The organism is Pseudomonas sp. RV120224-01b (assembly GCF_003208145.1).
Lineage (GTDB): Bacteria > Pseudomonadota > Gammaproteobacteria > Pseudomonadales > Pseudomonadaceae > Aquipseudomonas > Aquipseudomonas monteilii.
In genome coordinates this window covers 56,529-73,290 of sequence record NZ_QKMQ01000007.1, presented here as the reverse complement: position 1 = coordinate 73,290, position 16,762 = coordinate 56,529, and the positions used below count along the sequence as shown (strand labels likewise).

The following is a 16,762-nucleotide window of genomic DNA, read 5'->3' as shown; positions in this document are numbered from 1 at the left end:
GGGCTGCGCTTGCAGGCGGTGCAAGCGTGCGTGTTGCTCAGTGTTGTTCCTGCCCTTGGCGCAGGCGGGTGCTGACCAGTGCCGCCACTACCAGCAACGCAGCAATGATCCACAAACCATTGCGGGTGCTGCCGGTGGTCTGCTCGATGAGCCCCATTACCGAAGGCCCGACGAAGCCGCCAAACAGGCCACAGGTGGTAACGAAGGCCAGGCCGGCCGCCAGCGCATTGCCGCTCAGGCGGCTGGAGGGGAAGACGAAGATGATCGATTGCACCACGAACAGCATCAGCGCCGTCAGGGAGAACCCGATCAGGCCAAGGAACGAGTTGGCCAGCGAGGCCAGCAGCAGCCCGGTCGCCATGGTCAGCAGGCCGAAGAACAGCAAGGTGCGGCAGCGGCGTGGTGAGGTGGCCAGGCGTGGGAACGTGGCGGCGCCGATGGCGGCGGCAACCCAAGGTACCGCGGTCAGCAGGCCAACCTGGAAAGGCGATAGCGCAGCGTATGTGCCGATGATGCCCGGCAAGAAGAAAATCACCGTGTAGATGGTGATCTGGTGCACGAAGTACACCACGATCGCCAGCCAGATCTGCCGGTCGCGGAACATCTGCCCCAACTTGCTTTGCTGTGGCGCACCAGCCCGCTCCGCAGCCAGGCGGCGTTCGATATCCTTGGCATCGGCAGCCGACAGCCAGGGCGCCGATGCGGGGCCGTCCGGCAGCTTCTTCCACACCACGAAAGCCAAGGCCACGGCGGGCAGGCCCTCGAGCACGAACAGCCATTGCCAGCCATGCCAGCCAAGTACGCCGTCCATTTCCAGCAGGGCACCGCCCAGTGGCCCGCTAAGGATATTGGCCAGGCACACGCCCAGCAGGAAATACCCCGTGGCACGGGCGCGCTGTTCGCGGTCGAACCAGTAGGTCAGGTACAACATGACACCCGGGAACAGGCCCGCTTCGGCTACGCCCAGCAACAGGCGCATGATGTAGAACGAGGTTTCACCCTGGACGAAGGCCATGCCCGCCGAAAGCAGACCCCACGTAATCATGATGCGGGTGATCCAGAAGCGCGCGCCCACCCGATGCATGATCAGGTTGCTGGGCACTTCGGCCAGCGCATAGGTGAGGAAGAACAGGCCGGCACCCAGGCCGTACGCCGCTGCCGACAGGCCCAGGTCGATGCCCATGCTGGCTTTCGCCAGGGCGATGTTGGTGCGGTCAAGAAAGCTCATCACATAGACGACGATGAGCAGTGGCATCAATTTGCGCAACAGCAGGCCGTTCAGGCGCTGCTCAGTGGTGGCGGCAGGGGCCGAAGCCGCTGCACGGGTGAGGGTTGTCATTGTTTTTTTCCCCGTGAAATGTGCTGGTGACGTGCCGCGTAACCGCGACACGCCAAGGTCTGTGGGTCAGGAGCGGTTGATGTCGAGCCACACGGCGCCGTTGGGGTACTGGTAGCGCTCCAGGGTTTCGGCGTGCATTTCGATGCTGTAGCCCGGGCGTTGTGGCGGCATGTAGCGCCCGCGGCGGATCACCACCGGGTCGATGAAGTGCTCGTGCAGGTGGTCGACGTACTCCAGCACCCGGTTGTGCAGCGAGGCAGACACTGCGATGTAGTCGAACAGGGCGATGTTCTGCACATATTCGCACAGCCCGACGCCACCACCGTGCGGGCACACCGGTACGTTGTACTTGGCCGCCATCAGCAGCACGATCAGCACCTCGTTCAGGCCGCCCAGGCGGGCAGCGTCCAGCTGGCAGAAGTCCAGCGCACCGGCCTGGAACATTTGCTTGAACATGACGCGGTTGTGGCAATGTTCACCGGTAGCCACGCCAATTGGCGCGATGCGTTGGCGAATGGTGGCGTGGCCGAGAATGTCGTCCGGGCTGGTCGGCTCTTCGATCCACAGCGGTTCGAAGGCGGCCAGGCGGCGCATGTTGGTGATCGACTCCTCGACCCCCCACACTTGGTTGGCATCCATCATCAGGGTGCGCTCCCAGCCGATTTCGTCGCGCAGGATACTGGCGCGGCGGATGTCTTCTTCCAGGTCGGCGCCGATCTTCTGCTTGATGTGGGTCCAGCCATCTTCCACGGCCTCGCGGGCCAGTTTGCGCATTTTCTCTTCGCTGTAGCCCAACCAGCCTGGCGCGGTGGTGTAGCCGGGGTAGCCCTCACGCAGCATCTGTGCCTCGCGCTGGGCTTTGCCTGGCGCCTGGCGTCGCAGCAGGGCAATGGCTTCTTCGGGGGTGAGCACGTCGGTGACATAGCTGAAGTCCAGGCAGCGCACCAGCTGCTCTGGCGTCATGTCGGCCAGCAGTTTCCATACGGGCTTGCCTTCGTGCTTGGCCCACAGGTCCCACACGGCGTTGATGATGGCGGCCGTGGCCAGGTGGATTACGCCCTTTTCCGGGCCCAGCCAGCGCAGTTGGCTGTCGCTGACGGTAAAGCGGTGCCAGAAGCCGCCCATGTCGGCGGTGATTTCATCGAGGGTGAGGCCGACGATCAAGGGCGCCAGTGACTGCACCGCAGCCGCGCATATCTCGTTGCCGCGGCCGATGGTGAACGTCAGGCCGTGGCCTTCGAGGGCCTCGGCGTCGGTGTGCAGCACCACATAGGCGGCAGAATAGTCGGGGGCGCTGTTCATGGCGTCTGAGCCATCCAGCGACAGAGAAGTGGGGAAACGGATGTCACGTACGCTGAGGTGGGTAATACGAATGCTCATGGTCGGCTCTTGTTCTGTTCAAGCACTGGGAGCGCTGACTGTAGGTTGTCGAGCGATACAGGCATAATCGCCAAATCTTAACCAGCGATACCGGATTCGATATGTCTCGCTTGCTGCCCGATAACGCCCAGGCGCCTGCCAGCCTCGGCGCACTGAAGATCTCCAGCCGGCAGATCACGCTGCTCAATGCCTTGGGCGAGTTTGGCAACCTGCGCCGCGCTGCGGCAGCGATGCACACCACGCAACCGGCGGCCAGCCTGTTGCTGCAGCAACTGGAGGAGCGTCTTGGCGTACGTTTGTTCGAGCGTTTGCCAAGGGGCATGCAAGCAACGCTGTACGGCGAGGTAATGATCCGCTACGCACAGAACGCGTTGCATGAGTTCGAACATGCCCAGGCGCAAATCGCCGAGCTGGCGCGCGGGGCCTTGGGCCTGGTGCGGGTGGGTAGCGTCATGGGGCCGGTGCCGGGCGTGCTGACCAAGGCGATACTGGCTTACAAGCACGACCACCCCAAGGTACGCATCGCCCTGGAAGTGGGTACCAGCGATACCTTGCTGCCCGCCTTGCTGCGCGGTGACTTCGACATGGTGGTGGGGCGCCTGCCAGACCAGAGCGACAGCCAGGCGCTGAACATCGAGCTGTTCGAAGGCGGTGAGCAGATGCGCGTGATTGCCCGCGCAGGCCACCCCTTGGCCAGCGCCACCGGGTTGCAGCTGGCCGACCTGGTGAGCCTGACCTGGATCCTGCATCCCATCGGCAGCCCGATGCGCCGCCGTGTCGAAAGCGCACTGCAGGCCGGCGGCATGGTGCAGTCGCTGGACATCGTCGAAACCGCCTCGATCCTGGCGACCACGGCCATGCTAGAAGCCTCTGAAATGATTGCGGTGGTGCCCAACGACGTGGCCGAGCATTATGCCCGCTATGGCATGGTCGCCATCCTGCCGGTGGAACTGCCGCTGGCCATGGCCAACCTCGGTGTACTCACCTTGCGTTCACGGCCCCACTCGGTTGCCCTCGATACCTTGCTGCGCTACTTGCGGGCGCAATGACCTTCACCCTGCATGAGGCCCTGCGTCTATGCCGCCGGACATGACCCATTCCAGCTTTTGCAACTGGATCCGCTACAAGCACCTGGTGCTGATCGACACCCTGGCGCGCACGCGCAACATGCACGCAACCGCCACCCGCATGAACCTTAGCCAGCCGGCCCTGAGCAAGATGCTGCGCGACCTTGAGGAGCAGTTCGGCTTTGCCCTGTTCGAGCGCCTGCCGCGCAGCATGCCACCTACCGAACTTGGCGAGTACGTGGTGCGTTACGCTCAGGGTGCGCTGGCCGAGTCGCAGCAGTTCGTCGACCAGGTCAACCGCCTGCGCAACGGCGGGCACGGCTTTATTCGGGTTGGCGGTATCTTTGCCGCGACTGCATTGGTTCTGCCGCAGGCCATCGCCGCCATCAAGGCGCGCAGCCCGTTACTGTCGATTGAGGTGGTGGAGCACTCCAGCGATCACCTGCTGGCCATGCTCGAGCAGAACAAGCTGGACATCATGATTGGCCGCTTTACCGAGGAACGCTACAGCCAGCTGTTCGACTTCCAGCCCTTGGAGCCCGAACCTTTCAGCCTGGTGGTGAACAGCGAGCACCCGCTCAACCTGCTCGACAGCACACCCCTTGAAGCGCTAGGCGACTGGCCGTGGGTGCTGTACCCGGTGGGCACGCCAATCCGCAACCGCCTGGAGCAAGCGTTCCGGGTGGCCGGTATCGCCACGCCTGCCGACAGCGTCGAGACCATCTCCATGCCGATGTTCCTGCAGCTGCTGCAATCGGCACCGATGATTGCCATGTTGCCGCGCTCGATGGTTGCTGCACAGCTGGCCAGCGGGCAATTCAAGGAGCTGCGCAGCCCCTTGCATGTACCTGCGCTGGAGTATGGCGTGGTCACCCGTAAGGATGAACCGCTGAGCGCTTCGGCCCGGGCGTTTGTCGAGATCCTGCTGGAGGGCGCACAGCGTCGCAGGGCCGTGCAGAGGTAGCCCCGGGGGCCGTGTGGCGCCGCCCTCATGGCCTCTCAGGTGATTGATGATCAGGTGCTGAAATCCGCTTGCGATAACGCCAGGTTATCGCTTGATCGGATCATCTCATTGGGAATGCCACGCAAGGCTTCTTAAAGTGGCCACAGCCATAACAAGAAGTCAGCCGCACCGCCCTGAGAGGTCCCATGCAACTGATTGCCAAATCCGGTGACCCTGCCGTCATCCGCTTAAACCCGCTGGACAATGTACTGATCGCCCGTCAGCCGCTGCCGCAAGGCCTGCGCCTGGAGGCCGAGGCGATCACCGTGCGCCAGCCTATCCCCTCGGGCCACAAGCTCGCCACGGTTCGTGTGGAGCAGGGTCAGCCGCTGCGCCGGTACGGCCAGATCATCGGTTTTGCATCGCAGGCCATCGATGCCGGCGACCATGTGCATGTGCACAACGTCCAGATGGGTGATTTTGCCCGCGACTATGCCTTCGGTGTCGACACCCGCAGCCAGCCGGGCAGCGCAGCGCAGTTCCAGGGCATCGTGCGCGCCGATGGCCGGGTCGCCACCCGCAACTACATCGGTATTCTCACATCGGTGAACTGCTCGGCAACGGTAGCTCGGGCGGTGGCCGACCATTTCCGCCGCGACATCCACCCCGAAGCGCTTGCCGACTACCCGAACATCGACGGTGTGGTGGCCCTGACCCACGGTGCCGGCTGCGCCGTGGACCCCAGCGGCGAAGCCCTTGGCCTGCTGCGCCGAACCCTGGGCGGGTACGCCGTGCATCCCAACTTCGCTGCCGTGCTGATCATCGGCCTGGGCTGCGAAACCAACCAGATCGAAAGCCTGCTGGAAACCCAGGGCCTGCAGGCCAGCGCACAGTTGCGTGCCTTCACGATCCAGGGCATCGGTGGCACCTCGAAAACCATCGCGGCGGGCATCGAGCAGGTTCGCAGCCTGCTGGCCGAGGCCAACCAGGTGAGGCGCCAACCGGTCAGCGCACAGCATCTGGTAGTCGGCCTGCAATGCGGCGGCTCCGATGGCTACTCGGGGATTACCGCCAACCCCGCACTGGGCAATGCGGTTGACCGCTTGGTGGCGGCCGGTGGTACCGCGATCCTTTCCGAAACCCCGGAAATCTACGGCGCCGAGCACTTGCTGACGCGCCGCGCGGTCAGCCGTGAGGTGGGGGAGAAGCTGGTGGCGCGCATTCGCTGGTGGGAAGACTACTGCCAGCGCATGAACGCCGAACTGAACAACAACCCTTCGGCCGGTAACAAGGCAGGCGGGCTGACCACCATCCTCGAGAAATCCCTCGGTGCGGTGGCCAAGGCGGGTTCCAGCAACCTGGTCGATGTGTATCAGTACGCTGAAGCCGTGCGCGCACAAGGCCTGGTGTTCATGGACACCCCCGGCTACGACCCGGTCTCGGCCACCGGCCAGGTGGCTGGCGGGGCCAACCTGATCGCGTTCACCACCGGTCGAGGCTCGGCATACGGCTGTGCCCCGGCGCCGTCAATCAAGTTGGCCACCAACAACCGGGTGTTCGAGCACCAGCAAGAAGACATGGACGTCAATTGCGGTGGCATTGCCGATGGCTCCACCAGCATCGAGGAGCGGGGTGCGTACATCTTCGAGCAGATGCTGCGCATTGCCTCCGGGGCGCGCAGCAAAAGCGAACAGCACGGCTATGGGCAGAACGAATTCGTGCCCTGGCAGATTGGCGCCGTGACCTGATCGTCCGCTCCCGTCCCTTTTTTGAGGCAACCGTAATGACTCAAATCACACGTTACAACGTGCAAGCGCTCACCGCCTTTGTCGAGCAACTGTTCGTAAAGGCCGGTGCCGATAGCGAAGTCGCCCAGGTGGTCACCCGGGTGCTGCTCGAAGGCGAACTGCTCGGGCACCGTACCCATGGCCTGAACCTGGTCAGCCGTTACATCGATGGCATGCTCAGCGGGCAGGTCAAGGCCCGCGCACAGGCGCTGGAGCAGGTGTCGGACAGTGGTATTTCCAGCGTGTTCGATGGCCACTATGTACTGGGGCCGTACTGCGTCAGCCGTGCACTTGATTGCGCAGCCAAAGGGGCGGCGGCGCAGGGCATCGGTATCTCCGTGGTGCGCCGGGCTTCGCACATAGGTTGCCTGGCCGCCTACCTCAAGCCCTATACCGACCAAGGCCTGGTGGCCATGGTCTACTCGTCGGACCCGTCTGTGGCGCTGGTCTGCGCCCATGGCGGCATCGACCCCGTATACACCCCCAACCCGATTGCTGCCGGTATACCGACCCAGGGCGAGCCGATACTGCTGGACGTCAGCATGTCCACGGTCACCCTCGGGTTGGTGGGCCAATGCCGCGATGCCGGCAGCCGCCTGCCGCACCCGGTGCTGGTGAGCAACGACGGGCAACTGAGTGACGACCCGCGCGATTTCTTCACCACCCCGCCAGGCAGCATCCTGCCTTTGGGGGGGCAGGCCTTTGGTCACAAAGGCTTCGCCTTGGCGCTGCTGGTCGAAGCCCTGACCTCGGGCCTGGCCGGTCATGGACGCAAGGACGAACCCACCCAGTGGGGCGCCTCGGCCACTGCCGTGGTCATTGACCCGCGCTTCTTCGGCGGCCTGGAGGCGTTCATCCACGAAACCAGCTTCCTTGGCAGCCTGATCCTGGCAAGCCGCCCGCTCGATCCCGAGCGCCCGGTACGCCTGCCCGGGCAGGCCGGCCTTGCCCTGCGTCGTCAGGCACTGGCGCAGGGCGTGAGCCTGTCGCCACAGTTGATGGCCGACCTCGACCGCCTGGCCGGGCTGCTGGAACTGCCGACATTTTCCCAATGATGCACAGTAAGGGTACACAGATGACTGATGATCGATCGAACACCCATCAACCGCTACCGCTAAGTTGTGATGCCAGCGTGTTCGACAGTGGCAGTTGGGTAGGGCGCGTCTGGTTGCCGGAACAGGGGCCGGCGGTAGTGCGGGTGAAGGCTGGCGCCGTCTACGATATCAGCACCCATGTGGCGACGGTCTCGGCGCTGCTTGAAGTGGATGACCCGGCCGCTTACCTGCGTGCCTTGCCGTTGGCCGAGCCGCTCATTGCGCTACCGGCGTTGCTGGCCAACAGCGACCCCGCCCGGCGCGACCCGCGCCAGCCATGGCTGTTGGCACCCATCGACCTGCAGGCGGTGAAGGCCGCTGGTGTGACCTTTGCCACCAGCCTGCTGGAGCGTGTGGTTGAAGAGCAGGCCAAGGGCGACCCGGCCAAGGCCGATGCGATCCGTGACACCTTGGCCAGCCGCATTGGCGCCGACCTTTCGCAGATCGTGCCGGGTTCAGCCCAGGCCGAAGCGCTGCGCAAGGTGCTGGTGGAGCAGGGCCTGTGGTCGCAATACCTGGAAGTGGGCATTGGCCCGGATGCCGAAGTGTTCACCAAGGCCCAGCCGCTGTCGGCGGTTGGCCATGGCGCGGACATCGGCATCCACCCCAAGTCCAGCTGGAACAACCCGGAGCCGGAAGTGGTGCTGGCGGTGTCGAGCGATGGCAGTATCAAGGGCGCCATGCTCGGCAACGACGTCAACCTGCGCGACTTTGAAGGGCGTAGTGCCTTGCTGCTGTCCAAAGCCAAGGACAACAACGCCTCCACTGCATTGGGGCCGCTGCTGCGGCTGTTTGACGAAAGCTTCGGGCTGGACGACGTCCGCGCTGCCGACGTGGACCTGCGGGTCGAAGGTGAAGACGGTTTCGTCCTGTCGGGGCGCAGCTCCATGCGCCAGATCAGCCGCGACCCGCAAGACCTGGTGCAGCAGACGCTTAACGAAAACCACCAATACCCCGACGGCCTGGTGCTGTTCCTTGGCACCCTGTTCGCGCCCAAGCAGGACCGCGACCAGCCGGGTAACGGCTTTACCCACAAGCCGGGCGATGTGGTGAGCATCAGCAACCCGCAACTGGGTACCCTGTGCAACCGCGTGACCACCAGCGACCAGGCCCCGCAATGGGCGTTCGGCCTGCGCGCGCTGATCGACAACCTCGGCCGGCGTGGCCTGCTGGAGGTTGCAGCCACTGCACGCAGGCCTTGAATGACAGGCTGCGCCAGGGAGGGGCGCAGCATCAACGAGGGATCGCCAAAGCGCTGACAGCGCGGCAACAATAATAATAAAGGTCGACACATGAACCCTATGAAGAAGTACCAGCGCATCACCGTCGTGTTCCTGCTGCTGATCGGCATCGTCAACTACCTGGACCGTAGTGCGCTGTCGATCGCCAACACCTCCATCCAGAAAGACATGATGATCAGCCCTTCGCAGATGGGCATCCTGTTGTCGGCGTTTTCCATCGCCTATGCCTTTGCCCAACTGCCGATGGGCATGATCATCGACCGCCTGGGCAGCAAGATCGCCCTCGGTGCCTCGTTGCTGGGCTGGTCGGTTGCCCAGGCCGCGTTCGGCATGGTCAACAGTTTTGCCGGTTTCATGGGCCTGCGGGTATTGCTGGGGATTGGCGAGGCGCCGATGTTCCCGTCGGCAGCCAAGGCCTTGTCGGAGTGGTTCGATGCCAACGAGCGCGGCACGCCCACCGGCGTGGTGTGGTCGTCGACCTGTCTTGGCCCCTGCCTGGCACCGCCGTTGCTGACGCTGTTCATGGTCAACTTCGGCTGGCGCGGCATGTTCATCATTACCGGCGTGATCGGCGTGGTACTGGCGGTGTGCTGGCTGAGCTTCTACAAAAGCAAGGCGCGATACCTGGCCGAGCTGGCTGCCGAAGGCAAGCCGCTGCCGGGTGAGCACCACGCGCCCACGCCCTCGGTGCACGCGCCGAAGCCATCTTACTTCGCCGGCTGGCTCGACCTGTTCAAGCACCGCAGCACCTGGGGGGCGGTGCTGGGCTTCATGGGTGTGATCTACATGCTGTGGCTGCACCTGACCTGGTTGCCGGGTTACTTCGAGCGTGAGCACGGCCTGGACCTGTACAAGACCGCCTGGGTGGTGTCGCTGGCCTACGGTTTTGGCGCGGCAGGTACCATCGTTGCCGGCCGCTTCTGCGACTGGTTGGTAAAGCGTGGCATGAGTGTGCTGGGCAGCCGCAAGTTCAGTGTCATCACCGGCCTGGTGCTGGCAGCACTGTTCACCTTGCCGCTGTCGTTCGTCACCGGCCTGACCGGCTGCATCATCCTGTTGTGCCTGGCGCTGTTCAGCATCAACATGGCCAGCGCAACGGCCTGGATGATCGTCAACACCATCGTCGACAGCCAGCGCGTGGCCTCGTTCGGTTCGATCCAGAACTTCGGCGGTTACATCGCCGGCTCTGTCGCGCCGATCGTGACCGGCTTCAGCATTCAGTATTCGGGCTCGTTCACCACGGCGTTCATGATCAGTGCGGTGGTGGCGCTGTGCTCGGCGGTGGCTTACTTCCTGCTGCTGCAGGCGCCGCTTGGCAGCGTGAAGGCCGAGGCGGGGGACATGGTCACCGCGACGGAGTGACCCACGGTACTTGCCAGGCGTGCTGGTCTGTATGTATAACCAGTAGTTGTTCCAGCCGCCTGACTCTGTACTTGTGATCGCTCATTCCGTCGACGACCCGTTCTACTACCTGCACAATTTCCGCCAGGTGCTGCTGTGGGTAGAACAGCGCTACCAGGACCTGCTCGATGACCAGGAGCTGGCGTTCATCCAGGCCTTCAACCAACTGGAGGCGCCAGCTCAGGCCTTGATGGTGCGCATGGTCATGCGCAAGGGCGAGTTGTTTCGCAGCGACCGGCTGGACTACGTCGAAATCGGCGATACCGCGCTGGCGCTGCAGCCGTTGCAGGCGCTCGGCTGGGTACGCGAGCCCGAGCAACTGGCGCTGGAGCAACTGTTCGCCTTGCTGCGCAAAGACGAGCTGGCCCGTTGCTTCGCCCCGCAATTGAGCCGCCCCCGCGCCGCCAAGCAGGACCTGCTGGCACAGCTGCAACCCTTGGAACTGGCTGCCCGGCCACTGAGCGAATGGTTCCCTGACAGCGAGGTATGCATTGTCCAGTGGTGCCTGCAGCCCCTGTGCGACCGCATGCGCCTGCTGTTCTTCGGCAACCTGTATCAGGACTGGTCTGACTTCGTCCTCGCTGACCTTGGCTTGCTACGCTACGAGCAGGTGCCGTTCACCACTGACTCTCGTGCGTTGCAGCAACGCGCCGAGGTGGACGTAGCCATGGCGCTGCACCAGTGCGCCGAGCGACTGGAGCAGGGCGGCGACCCGCTGCCCATCCTCGCGGCCTTGCAGGGCCTGCACAGCGACAACCCCTGGCTGGCCCGGCGCCATGCGCGGCTGCAATTCGCCCTGGGCCAACACTGCGAGCGCCTGGCTGAATGGGACCTGGCCATGGCCGTGTATGCGCAGTGCAACCATGCCCAGGCGCGTATCCGCCAGGTGCGGGTGCTGGAGCGCAGCGAACAGTGGCCCCAGGCCCACGCATTGGCGTTGCAGCTGGCTGCGGCACCTGCCAATGCGCTGGAAGTGCAGGCGCTGGAGCGCATGCTGCCGCGCCTGGCGCGAAAACTCGGCGGCCCGCCACAGCGGCGCCAGCGGGTTGCGCCACTGGAGCTGATCGAACTCGAACTGCCCCGCGAGCACGCAGCACTCGGCGTGGAGGAAGCCGTGCGCCAGCATCTGGCACAAGCGGGAGGCCAGGCACACTACGTAGAGAACACGCTGTTCAACAGCCTGTTTGGCCTGTTGTGCTGGGAGGCCATCTTCGCGCCGGTGCCCGGTGCGTTCTTCAACCCGTTCCAGGCAGGGCCGCAAGACCTGCACGACAGCGACTTCCAGCAACGGCGCAGTGCGCTGTTCGATCACTGCCTCGGTCGGCTCGACGATGGCAGCCATCGCCAGGCGATTCTCGACTGCTACAAGGCCAAGCAGGGTTTGCAGTCGCCATTCGTGTTCTGGTCCATGCTCAGTGAGCAACTGCTGGAACAGGCCTTGGCTTGCCTGCCGGCGGCCCAGTTGAAGCAGTGCTTCCTGCGCCTGTTGCAGGACATTCGCAGCAACCGTGCCGGCATGCCCGACCTGATCCAGTTCTGGCCCGAGCAGGGCCGTTATCGCATGGTCGAGGTCAAGGGCCCCGGTGACCGCCTGCAGGATAACCAACTGCGCTGGCTGGAATTCTGCCGGCAACACGGGCTGCCGGTCGCGGTGTGCCATGTGCGCTGGAGCGAAGCACCTTGAGCTACAGCGTGGCGGTGCGCGCCTTATGCGAGTTCAGTGCCAAGGTCGGTGACCTGGACCTGCGCTTCACCCCGTCGCCCACCGCTCAAGAGGGCATTGAAGGGCACCAGCGGGTAGTGGCACGGCGTGCTGCCGGCTACGAGTCGGAAATTACCCTCGAAGGCCAGTTCGAAACCCTCAAGGTGCGCGGCCGTGCCGACGGTTATGACCCGGCCAGCAATCGCCTGGAAGAGATCAAGACACACCGTGGCGACCTGGCGCGCCAGCCGGCCAACCACCGGCAGTTGCACTGGGCGCAGGCCAAGGTCTATGGCTGGCTGATGTGTCAGGCACGTCAACTGCCAGCCATCGAGGTGGCGTTGGTGTACCTGGACGTAGACAGCGATGGGCAGACGCTGTTCAGTGAGCATTACACGGCGACTGAACTGCGGGCCTTCTTTGAAACCCAGTGTCAGCGCTTTCTGGGTTGGGCTCAATGCCAGCAACGACGTCTGGCCGAACGCGACCAGGGCCTTCAGGCACTGAGCTTTCCCTACCCACAGTTCCGCCAGGGCCAACGGCAACTGGCCGAAACCTTGTACAAGGCGGTGAGTACCGGCCGTTGCCTGATGGCCCAGGCCAGCACCGGCATTGGCAAGACCCTCGGTACCTTGTTCCCGCTGCTCAAGGCCATGGTGCCGCAGCAGCTGGACAAACTGTTCTTTCTTACGGCCAAGACGCCGGGCCGGGCGCTGGCGCTGGATGCCATGCGCCAGATTACCGAAGCAACGCCGCAGCCCGCGTTGCGCACACTGGAGCTGATCGCCCGCGACAAAGCCTGCGAACACCCGGACAAGGCCTGTCATGGCGAGTCCTGCCCATTGGCGACGGGCTTCTACGACCGCTTGCCGGCGGCGCGCGAAGCGGCGGCAGCATTGCCGTTGCTCGACCGCGCCAACCTGCGCGAAGTGGCCTTGGCACATCAGGTATGCCCCTACTACCTGGGCCAGGAGATGGCCCGCTGGGTCGACGTGCTGGTTGCCGACTACAACTACTACTTCGATGCGCATGCGCTGCTGTACAGCCTTGCCCAGCTCAACCAGTGGCGCGTTGCCGTGCTGGTGGATGAGGCGCACAACCTGGTCGAGCGTGGGCGCGGCATGTACAGCGCCAGCCTCGACCAAGGCCAGTTGCTGGCGTTGCGCCAGAGCAAACCACCCGGGCTTGGCAGTGCGCTGGACCGGCTGAACCGCCAGTGGAACGCACTGTACAAAGAGCAGCGTGCGCCGTATCAGGCCAGCGAGTCGTTGCCCGAAGGCTTGCTGCGTGCCTTGCAGCAATGCATCGGGCTGATTCAGGATCAGATGAACCAGGCGCCCGCGCACATGGACCCGCAGGTGTTGCAGTTCTTCTACCACGCCTTGCAATTCACCCGGGTGGCCGAGCTGTTCGACGAGCACTTCCTGTTCGACATCAGCCAGCGCCAGGGCCCACGCAAGCGCCGGCTGGCCACGCTGTGCCTGCGCAATGTCACCCCCGCGCGCCTGCTGGCCCCGCGCATGCAGGCGGCGCGTAGCGTGACGCTGTTTTCCGCCACATTGAGCCCGCGGCATTTCTACAGCGACCTGCTGGGCATGCCAGCCGACACCGCCTGGCTGGAGGTGGCCGCGCCGTTTCGTGCAGAGCAACTTGAGGTGCGGATTGCCAGCCAGGTGTCTACCCGTTACCAGCAACGTCACGCCTCTCTGGCGCCAATCGTCGAGCTGATTGCCCGGCAGTATGAGCGGATGCCGGGCAACTACCTGGCGTTCTTCAGCAGTTTCGAATACCTGCAGCAGGTGGCAGGGCTGTTGGCAGAGCAGCATGCGCAGATTCCGCAATGGGCTCAGGAACCGGGCATGGACGAAGCGGCCCGTCAGGCATTTCTCGATCGTTTTGTCAGCGACGGGCAGGGCATCGGCTTCGCCGTACTGGGCGGTGCTTTCGGTGAGGGGGTGGATTTACCGGGCACGCGCTTGATCGGCGCGTTTGTCGCAACACTCGGGCTGCCGCAGGTCAACCCGGTCAACGAGCAGTTCAAGCAGCGCCTTGGGCGGCAGTTTGGTGCGGGGTTCGATTACGCCTATCTCTACCCGGGGGTGCGCAAGGTGATCCAGGCGGCGGGCCGGGTTATCCGAGGTGACCAGGACCGTGGCGTACTGGTGCTGATTGATGAGCGTTTCGCCGAGCCGCGGGTGCAGCAGATGTTCCCAGGGTGGTGGCCGACGGCCATTTAGTTGGCTGGCAGGCTTGGCGCCGTACGGGCGGCCATCGACGCTGTAAATGGGTTAAGATCTGGCCCGTTCAGCTATAAAATCCCTGAATATCAAGATGATGGCACTGCTTTGGGTTCGAATGGCGTGCGCTTGAAACGTCATTGGCCCTTGTTCATCAATCGCTTCGACTTGCTTCAGATGCTGGCCGGCTCAATACCCGCCGCCGCTTCGCTACAGGATTCACGTTTTGTCCGATCTCTCCAACAATCCGCTGCTGCAGTACATGGCCCGCCTGGCCCCATCCAGCCAGCAAACCATGCGCTACATCCTTCAGGACGCCGCCGATCGGCTGGGCTTTGTCGACTGCAACATCGTCGATGTGCCTTGGCATCGGCTCGAACCCGGCCATGTGATTGCGCTGGTGGCTGCCCTGCGTGCCGACGGATATGCCCCCAACAGCTCGTCGCTGTACGTCAACGCGATTCGCGGGGTGATGAACGAGGCCTGGCGCCAGGGCCTGATCGATCATGAGCAGCTGTTGCGCATTCGCGAGGTCAAGCCGGCCACTGGCACTCGCCTGCCACCCGGGCGCAACTTGCGGCGCAGCCTGATTCGCGAGCTGATGGACGTGTGCGCGGCCGACCCTCGGCCGCAGGGCGTACGCGATGCCGCGATCATTGCCTTGCTGTACGGTACCGGCATGCGCAAGTCGGAGTCGGTCGACATCGACCTGAACCAGGTCGATTTCGAGGCGCGCAGCCTGCAGGTGGTGGGCAAGGGCAACCACCAATTGGTCAAGTACGCCCCGCCATGGGCATTCGAGAAGTTGCAGGCCTGGCTCGACCTGCGCCGCCAGGACCTGCCTGCCGGTGCGGAGGATGACCCGTTCCTGTTCAACCGCATCCGCCGTGGTAGCCACATTACCCGGGCGCGCATTACCAAACATGCCATCTACTACATCGCCCGCCAGCGCGGTGCGCAGGTGGGGGTGAAGATCATGCCGCATGACTTCCGCCGGGCATTCATTACCCGGGTGATCGAAGAGCATGACCTGTCGATTGCGCAGAAGCTGGCACACCATGCCAATATCCAGACCACGGCCATCTATGACCGGCGCGATGACAACGAACGCCGCCGTGCGGTGGACCGCTTCGACTACTGAGTCTTGATGTATTCGGGGCCGCTTTGCAGCCCCGATTGCATTTCTGCTGGCACCGAAACAGGGCCAGTGCGCGCCCCCGCTTTGTGCGCCATTCCCCCGTATGCCCTGTGCCAGAGCGGCTTTGAGAAAAGTTTCATCTGCCTTCACCTGCGGAGTTGGCCCGCAAACTGCTATATCCAGCCTGCGAATTTGATCGAGTGGTCAGGCCGTGCGCGCTAGCAGTCGCCCGCGCCGGACCCTCTAAACGGCCAGCAGGCCACGGATTTCAGGGGCCGCAGGATGTCGCTCGCGGAGCAGATCGAACAACAAAAAGACGATGCAGGCTGGAGCGCCCACCTGCAGTTGCGCTTTGTCAGGCGCGACGACGTGACCCGCCTTGGTGCGTGGCGCCATTTCGGACCTCTTTTGGTGCAGCGGCCTTTTTATCCTGAAGGTGCGCCGTGCCATGTCTATGTGTTGCACCCGCCGGGTGGCATCGTCGCCGGCGACCGCCTGGAACTGGATATCCACCTGGAACCTGGCAGCCACGCGCTGCTGACCATGCCCGGCGCCAGCAAGTTCTACCGCAGCATCGGCCTCACCGCACGGCTGACCCAGCGTTTTCGGCTGGCGGCTGGCAGCACCCTGGAATGGCTGCCGCAAGACAGCATCTTCTTCTCCGGCGCCCGCGCCAGCCTCGACAGCCGTTTCACCCTCGAACCCGGGGCGCGGCTGCTGGCCTGGGAAACCTTGTGCCTCGGGCGCCCGGTCATGAGCGAGCGTTTCGAGCAGGGCAGGCTGGACAGCCGCTTGCACATTGAACTGCCCGACGAAGTCGGCCTGCACGAACGCCTGCGCATCGAAGGCGGGCACCTGGACAAGCTCGGCGGCCACCCGCTGCTCGCCACGTTCTGTGCGGCACCGGCCGACCAGGCGGTGCTGGAGCAAGTTCGCCCGCTGCTGGATGAACTGGCCAACCCGGCTGGCGCGACCCTGTTGGGTTCGTTGCTGGTCATCCGTGTGCTCGACCACGACAACCAACACCTGCAACGCACCCTGCAACGCCTGTGGCATGTGCTGCGCCCGGCCGTCCTTGGCCTGCCAGCTTGCCCACCACGCATTTGGGCCACCTGAGAGAGCGCCATGGAGCTGACCCCGAGAGAGAAAGACAAACTGCTGCTGTTCACCGCTGCCTTGCTGGCGGAACGGCGCCTGGCCCGTGGCCTGAAGCTGAACTACCCGGAAGCGGTGGCGCTGATAAGCGCCGCCGTGCTCGAAGGCGCACGCGATGGCCGCACCGTGGCCGAGTTGATGAGCCTGGGGCGCGAAGTGCTGACCCGCGAGCAGGTGATGCCCGGCATTGCCGAAATGCTTCACGACGTGCAGGTCGAAGCGACCTTCCCGGATGGCACCAAGCTGGTGACCGTGCATGACCCCATCGTCTGAACCTG

The 16,762-nt window shown here is 64.1% G+C and carries 13 protein-coding genes; 11 read left to right on the top strand and 2 right to left on the bottom strand.

The annotated features are described in order from the left end of the window. Positions 1-37: 37 nt before the first annotated feature. Together N436_RS13100 and N436_RS13095 are read right to left on the bottom strand one after the other, a co-directional pair. A complete protein-coding gene (locus N436_RS13100; protein WP_105947725.1) occupies positions 38-1,339 on the bottom strand; it encodes an MFS transporter in 1,302 nt (433 codons plus the stop codon). Positions 1,340-1,405: 66 nt separating this feature from the next. After that, entirely contained in the window at positions 1,406-2,719 is a 1,314-nt protein-coding gene (locus N436_RS13095; protein ID WP_060498956.1) for an L-fuconate dehydratase, read from the bottom strand. A 101-nt stretch (positions 2,720-2,820) separates the two neighbouring features. On the opposite strand from N436_RS13095, the gene N436_RS13090 reads away from it, so the two are divergent. The 11 genes from N436_RS13090 (at position 2,821) to N436_RS13040 (ending at position 16,757) form a co-directional block, all read left to right on the top strand. Further along, on the top strand, positions 2,821-3,768 hold the full coding sequence (locus tag N436_RS13090; RefSeq protein WP_105947723.1) for a LysR family transcriptional regulator: 948 nt from the start codon (positions 2,821-2,823) through the stop codon (positions 3,766-3,768). 28 nt (positions 3,769-3,796) lie between these two features. After that, a complete protein-coding gene (locus N436_RS13085; protein ID WP_110741201.1) occupies positions 3,797-4,750 on the top strand; it encodes a LysR family transcriptional regulator in 954 nt (317 codons plus the stop codon). A gap of 185 nt (positions 4,751-4,935) precedes the next feature. Continuing rightward, entirely contained in the window at positions 4,936-6,477 is a 1,542-nt protein-coding gene (locus N436_RS13080) for a UxaA family hydrolase (protein ID WP_110741200.1), read from the top strand. A 35-nt stretch (positions 6,478-6,512) separates the two neighbouring features. Further along, positions 6,513-7,571 (top strand): Ldh family oxidoreductase, encoded by a 1,059-nt coding sequence (locus tag N436_RS13075; protein WP_110741199.1) that lies wholly within the window; start codon positions 6,513-6,515, stop codon positions 7,569-7,571. Next, on the top strand, positions 7,568-8,812 hold the full coding sequence (locus N436_RS13070; protein ID WP_371920910.1) for a fumarylacetoacetate hydrolase family protein: 1,245 nt from the start codon (positions 7,568-7,570) through the stop codon (positions 8,810-8,812). The genes N436_RS13075 and N436_RS13070 overlap by 4 nt, the downstream gene beginning before the upstream one ends. Before the next feature lie 99 nt (positions 8,813-8,911). Continuing rightward, the gene (locus N436_RS13065) at positions 8,912-10,213 is read left to right on the top strand and encodes an MFS transporter (protein ID WP_256589958.1); all 1,302 of its coding nucleotides are present in this window, start codon (positions 8,912-8,914) and stop codon (positions 10,211-10,213) included. A gap of 73 nt (positions 10,214-10,286) precedes the next feature. Continuing rightward, on the top strand, positions 10,287-11,936 hold the full coding sequence (locus tag N436_RS13060; protein ID WP_110741354.1) for a VRR-NUC domain-containing protein: 1,650 nt from the start codon (positions 10,287-10,289) through the stop codon (positions 11,934-11,936). Next, the gene (locus N436_RS13055) at positions 11,933-14,191 is read left to right on the top strand and encodes an ATP-dependent DNA helicase (protein ID WP_110741197.1); all 2,259 of its coding nucleotides are present in this window, start codon (positions 11,933-11,935) and stop codon (positions 14,189-14,191) included. The genes N436_RS13060 and N436_RS13055 overlap by 4 nt, the downstream gene beginning before the upstream one ends. A gap of 226 nt (positions 14,192-14,417) precedes the next feature. After that, positions 14,418-15,332 (top strand): tyrosine recombinase XerC, encoded by a 915-nt coding sequence (gene xerC, locus N436_RS13050; RefSeq protein WP_016714157.1) that lies wholly within the window; start codon positions 14,418-14,420, stop codon positions 15,330-15,332. Between the two features lie 279 nt (positions 15,333-15,611). After that, positions 15,612-16,445, top strand: coding sequence for an urease accessory protein UreD (locus N436_RS13045; protein ID WP_110741196.1), 834 nt, complete (start codon positions 15,612-15,614; stop codon positions 16,443-16,445). 9 nt (positions 16,446-16,454) lie between these two features. Beyond that, positions 16,455-16,757 carry an urease subunit gamma gene (locus tag N436_RS13040; RefSeq protein WP_003253929.1) on the top strand — a complete coding sequence of 101 codons (303 nt, stop codon included), beginning with the start codon at positions 16,455-16,457 and terminating at the stop codon, positions 16,755-16,757. Positions 16,758-16,762: the final 5 nt, after the last annotated feature.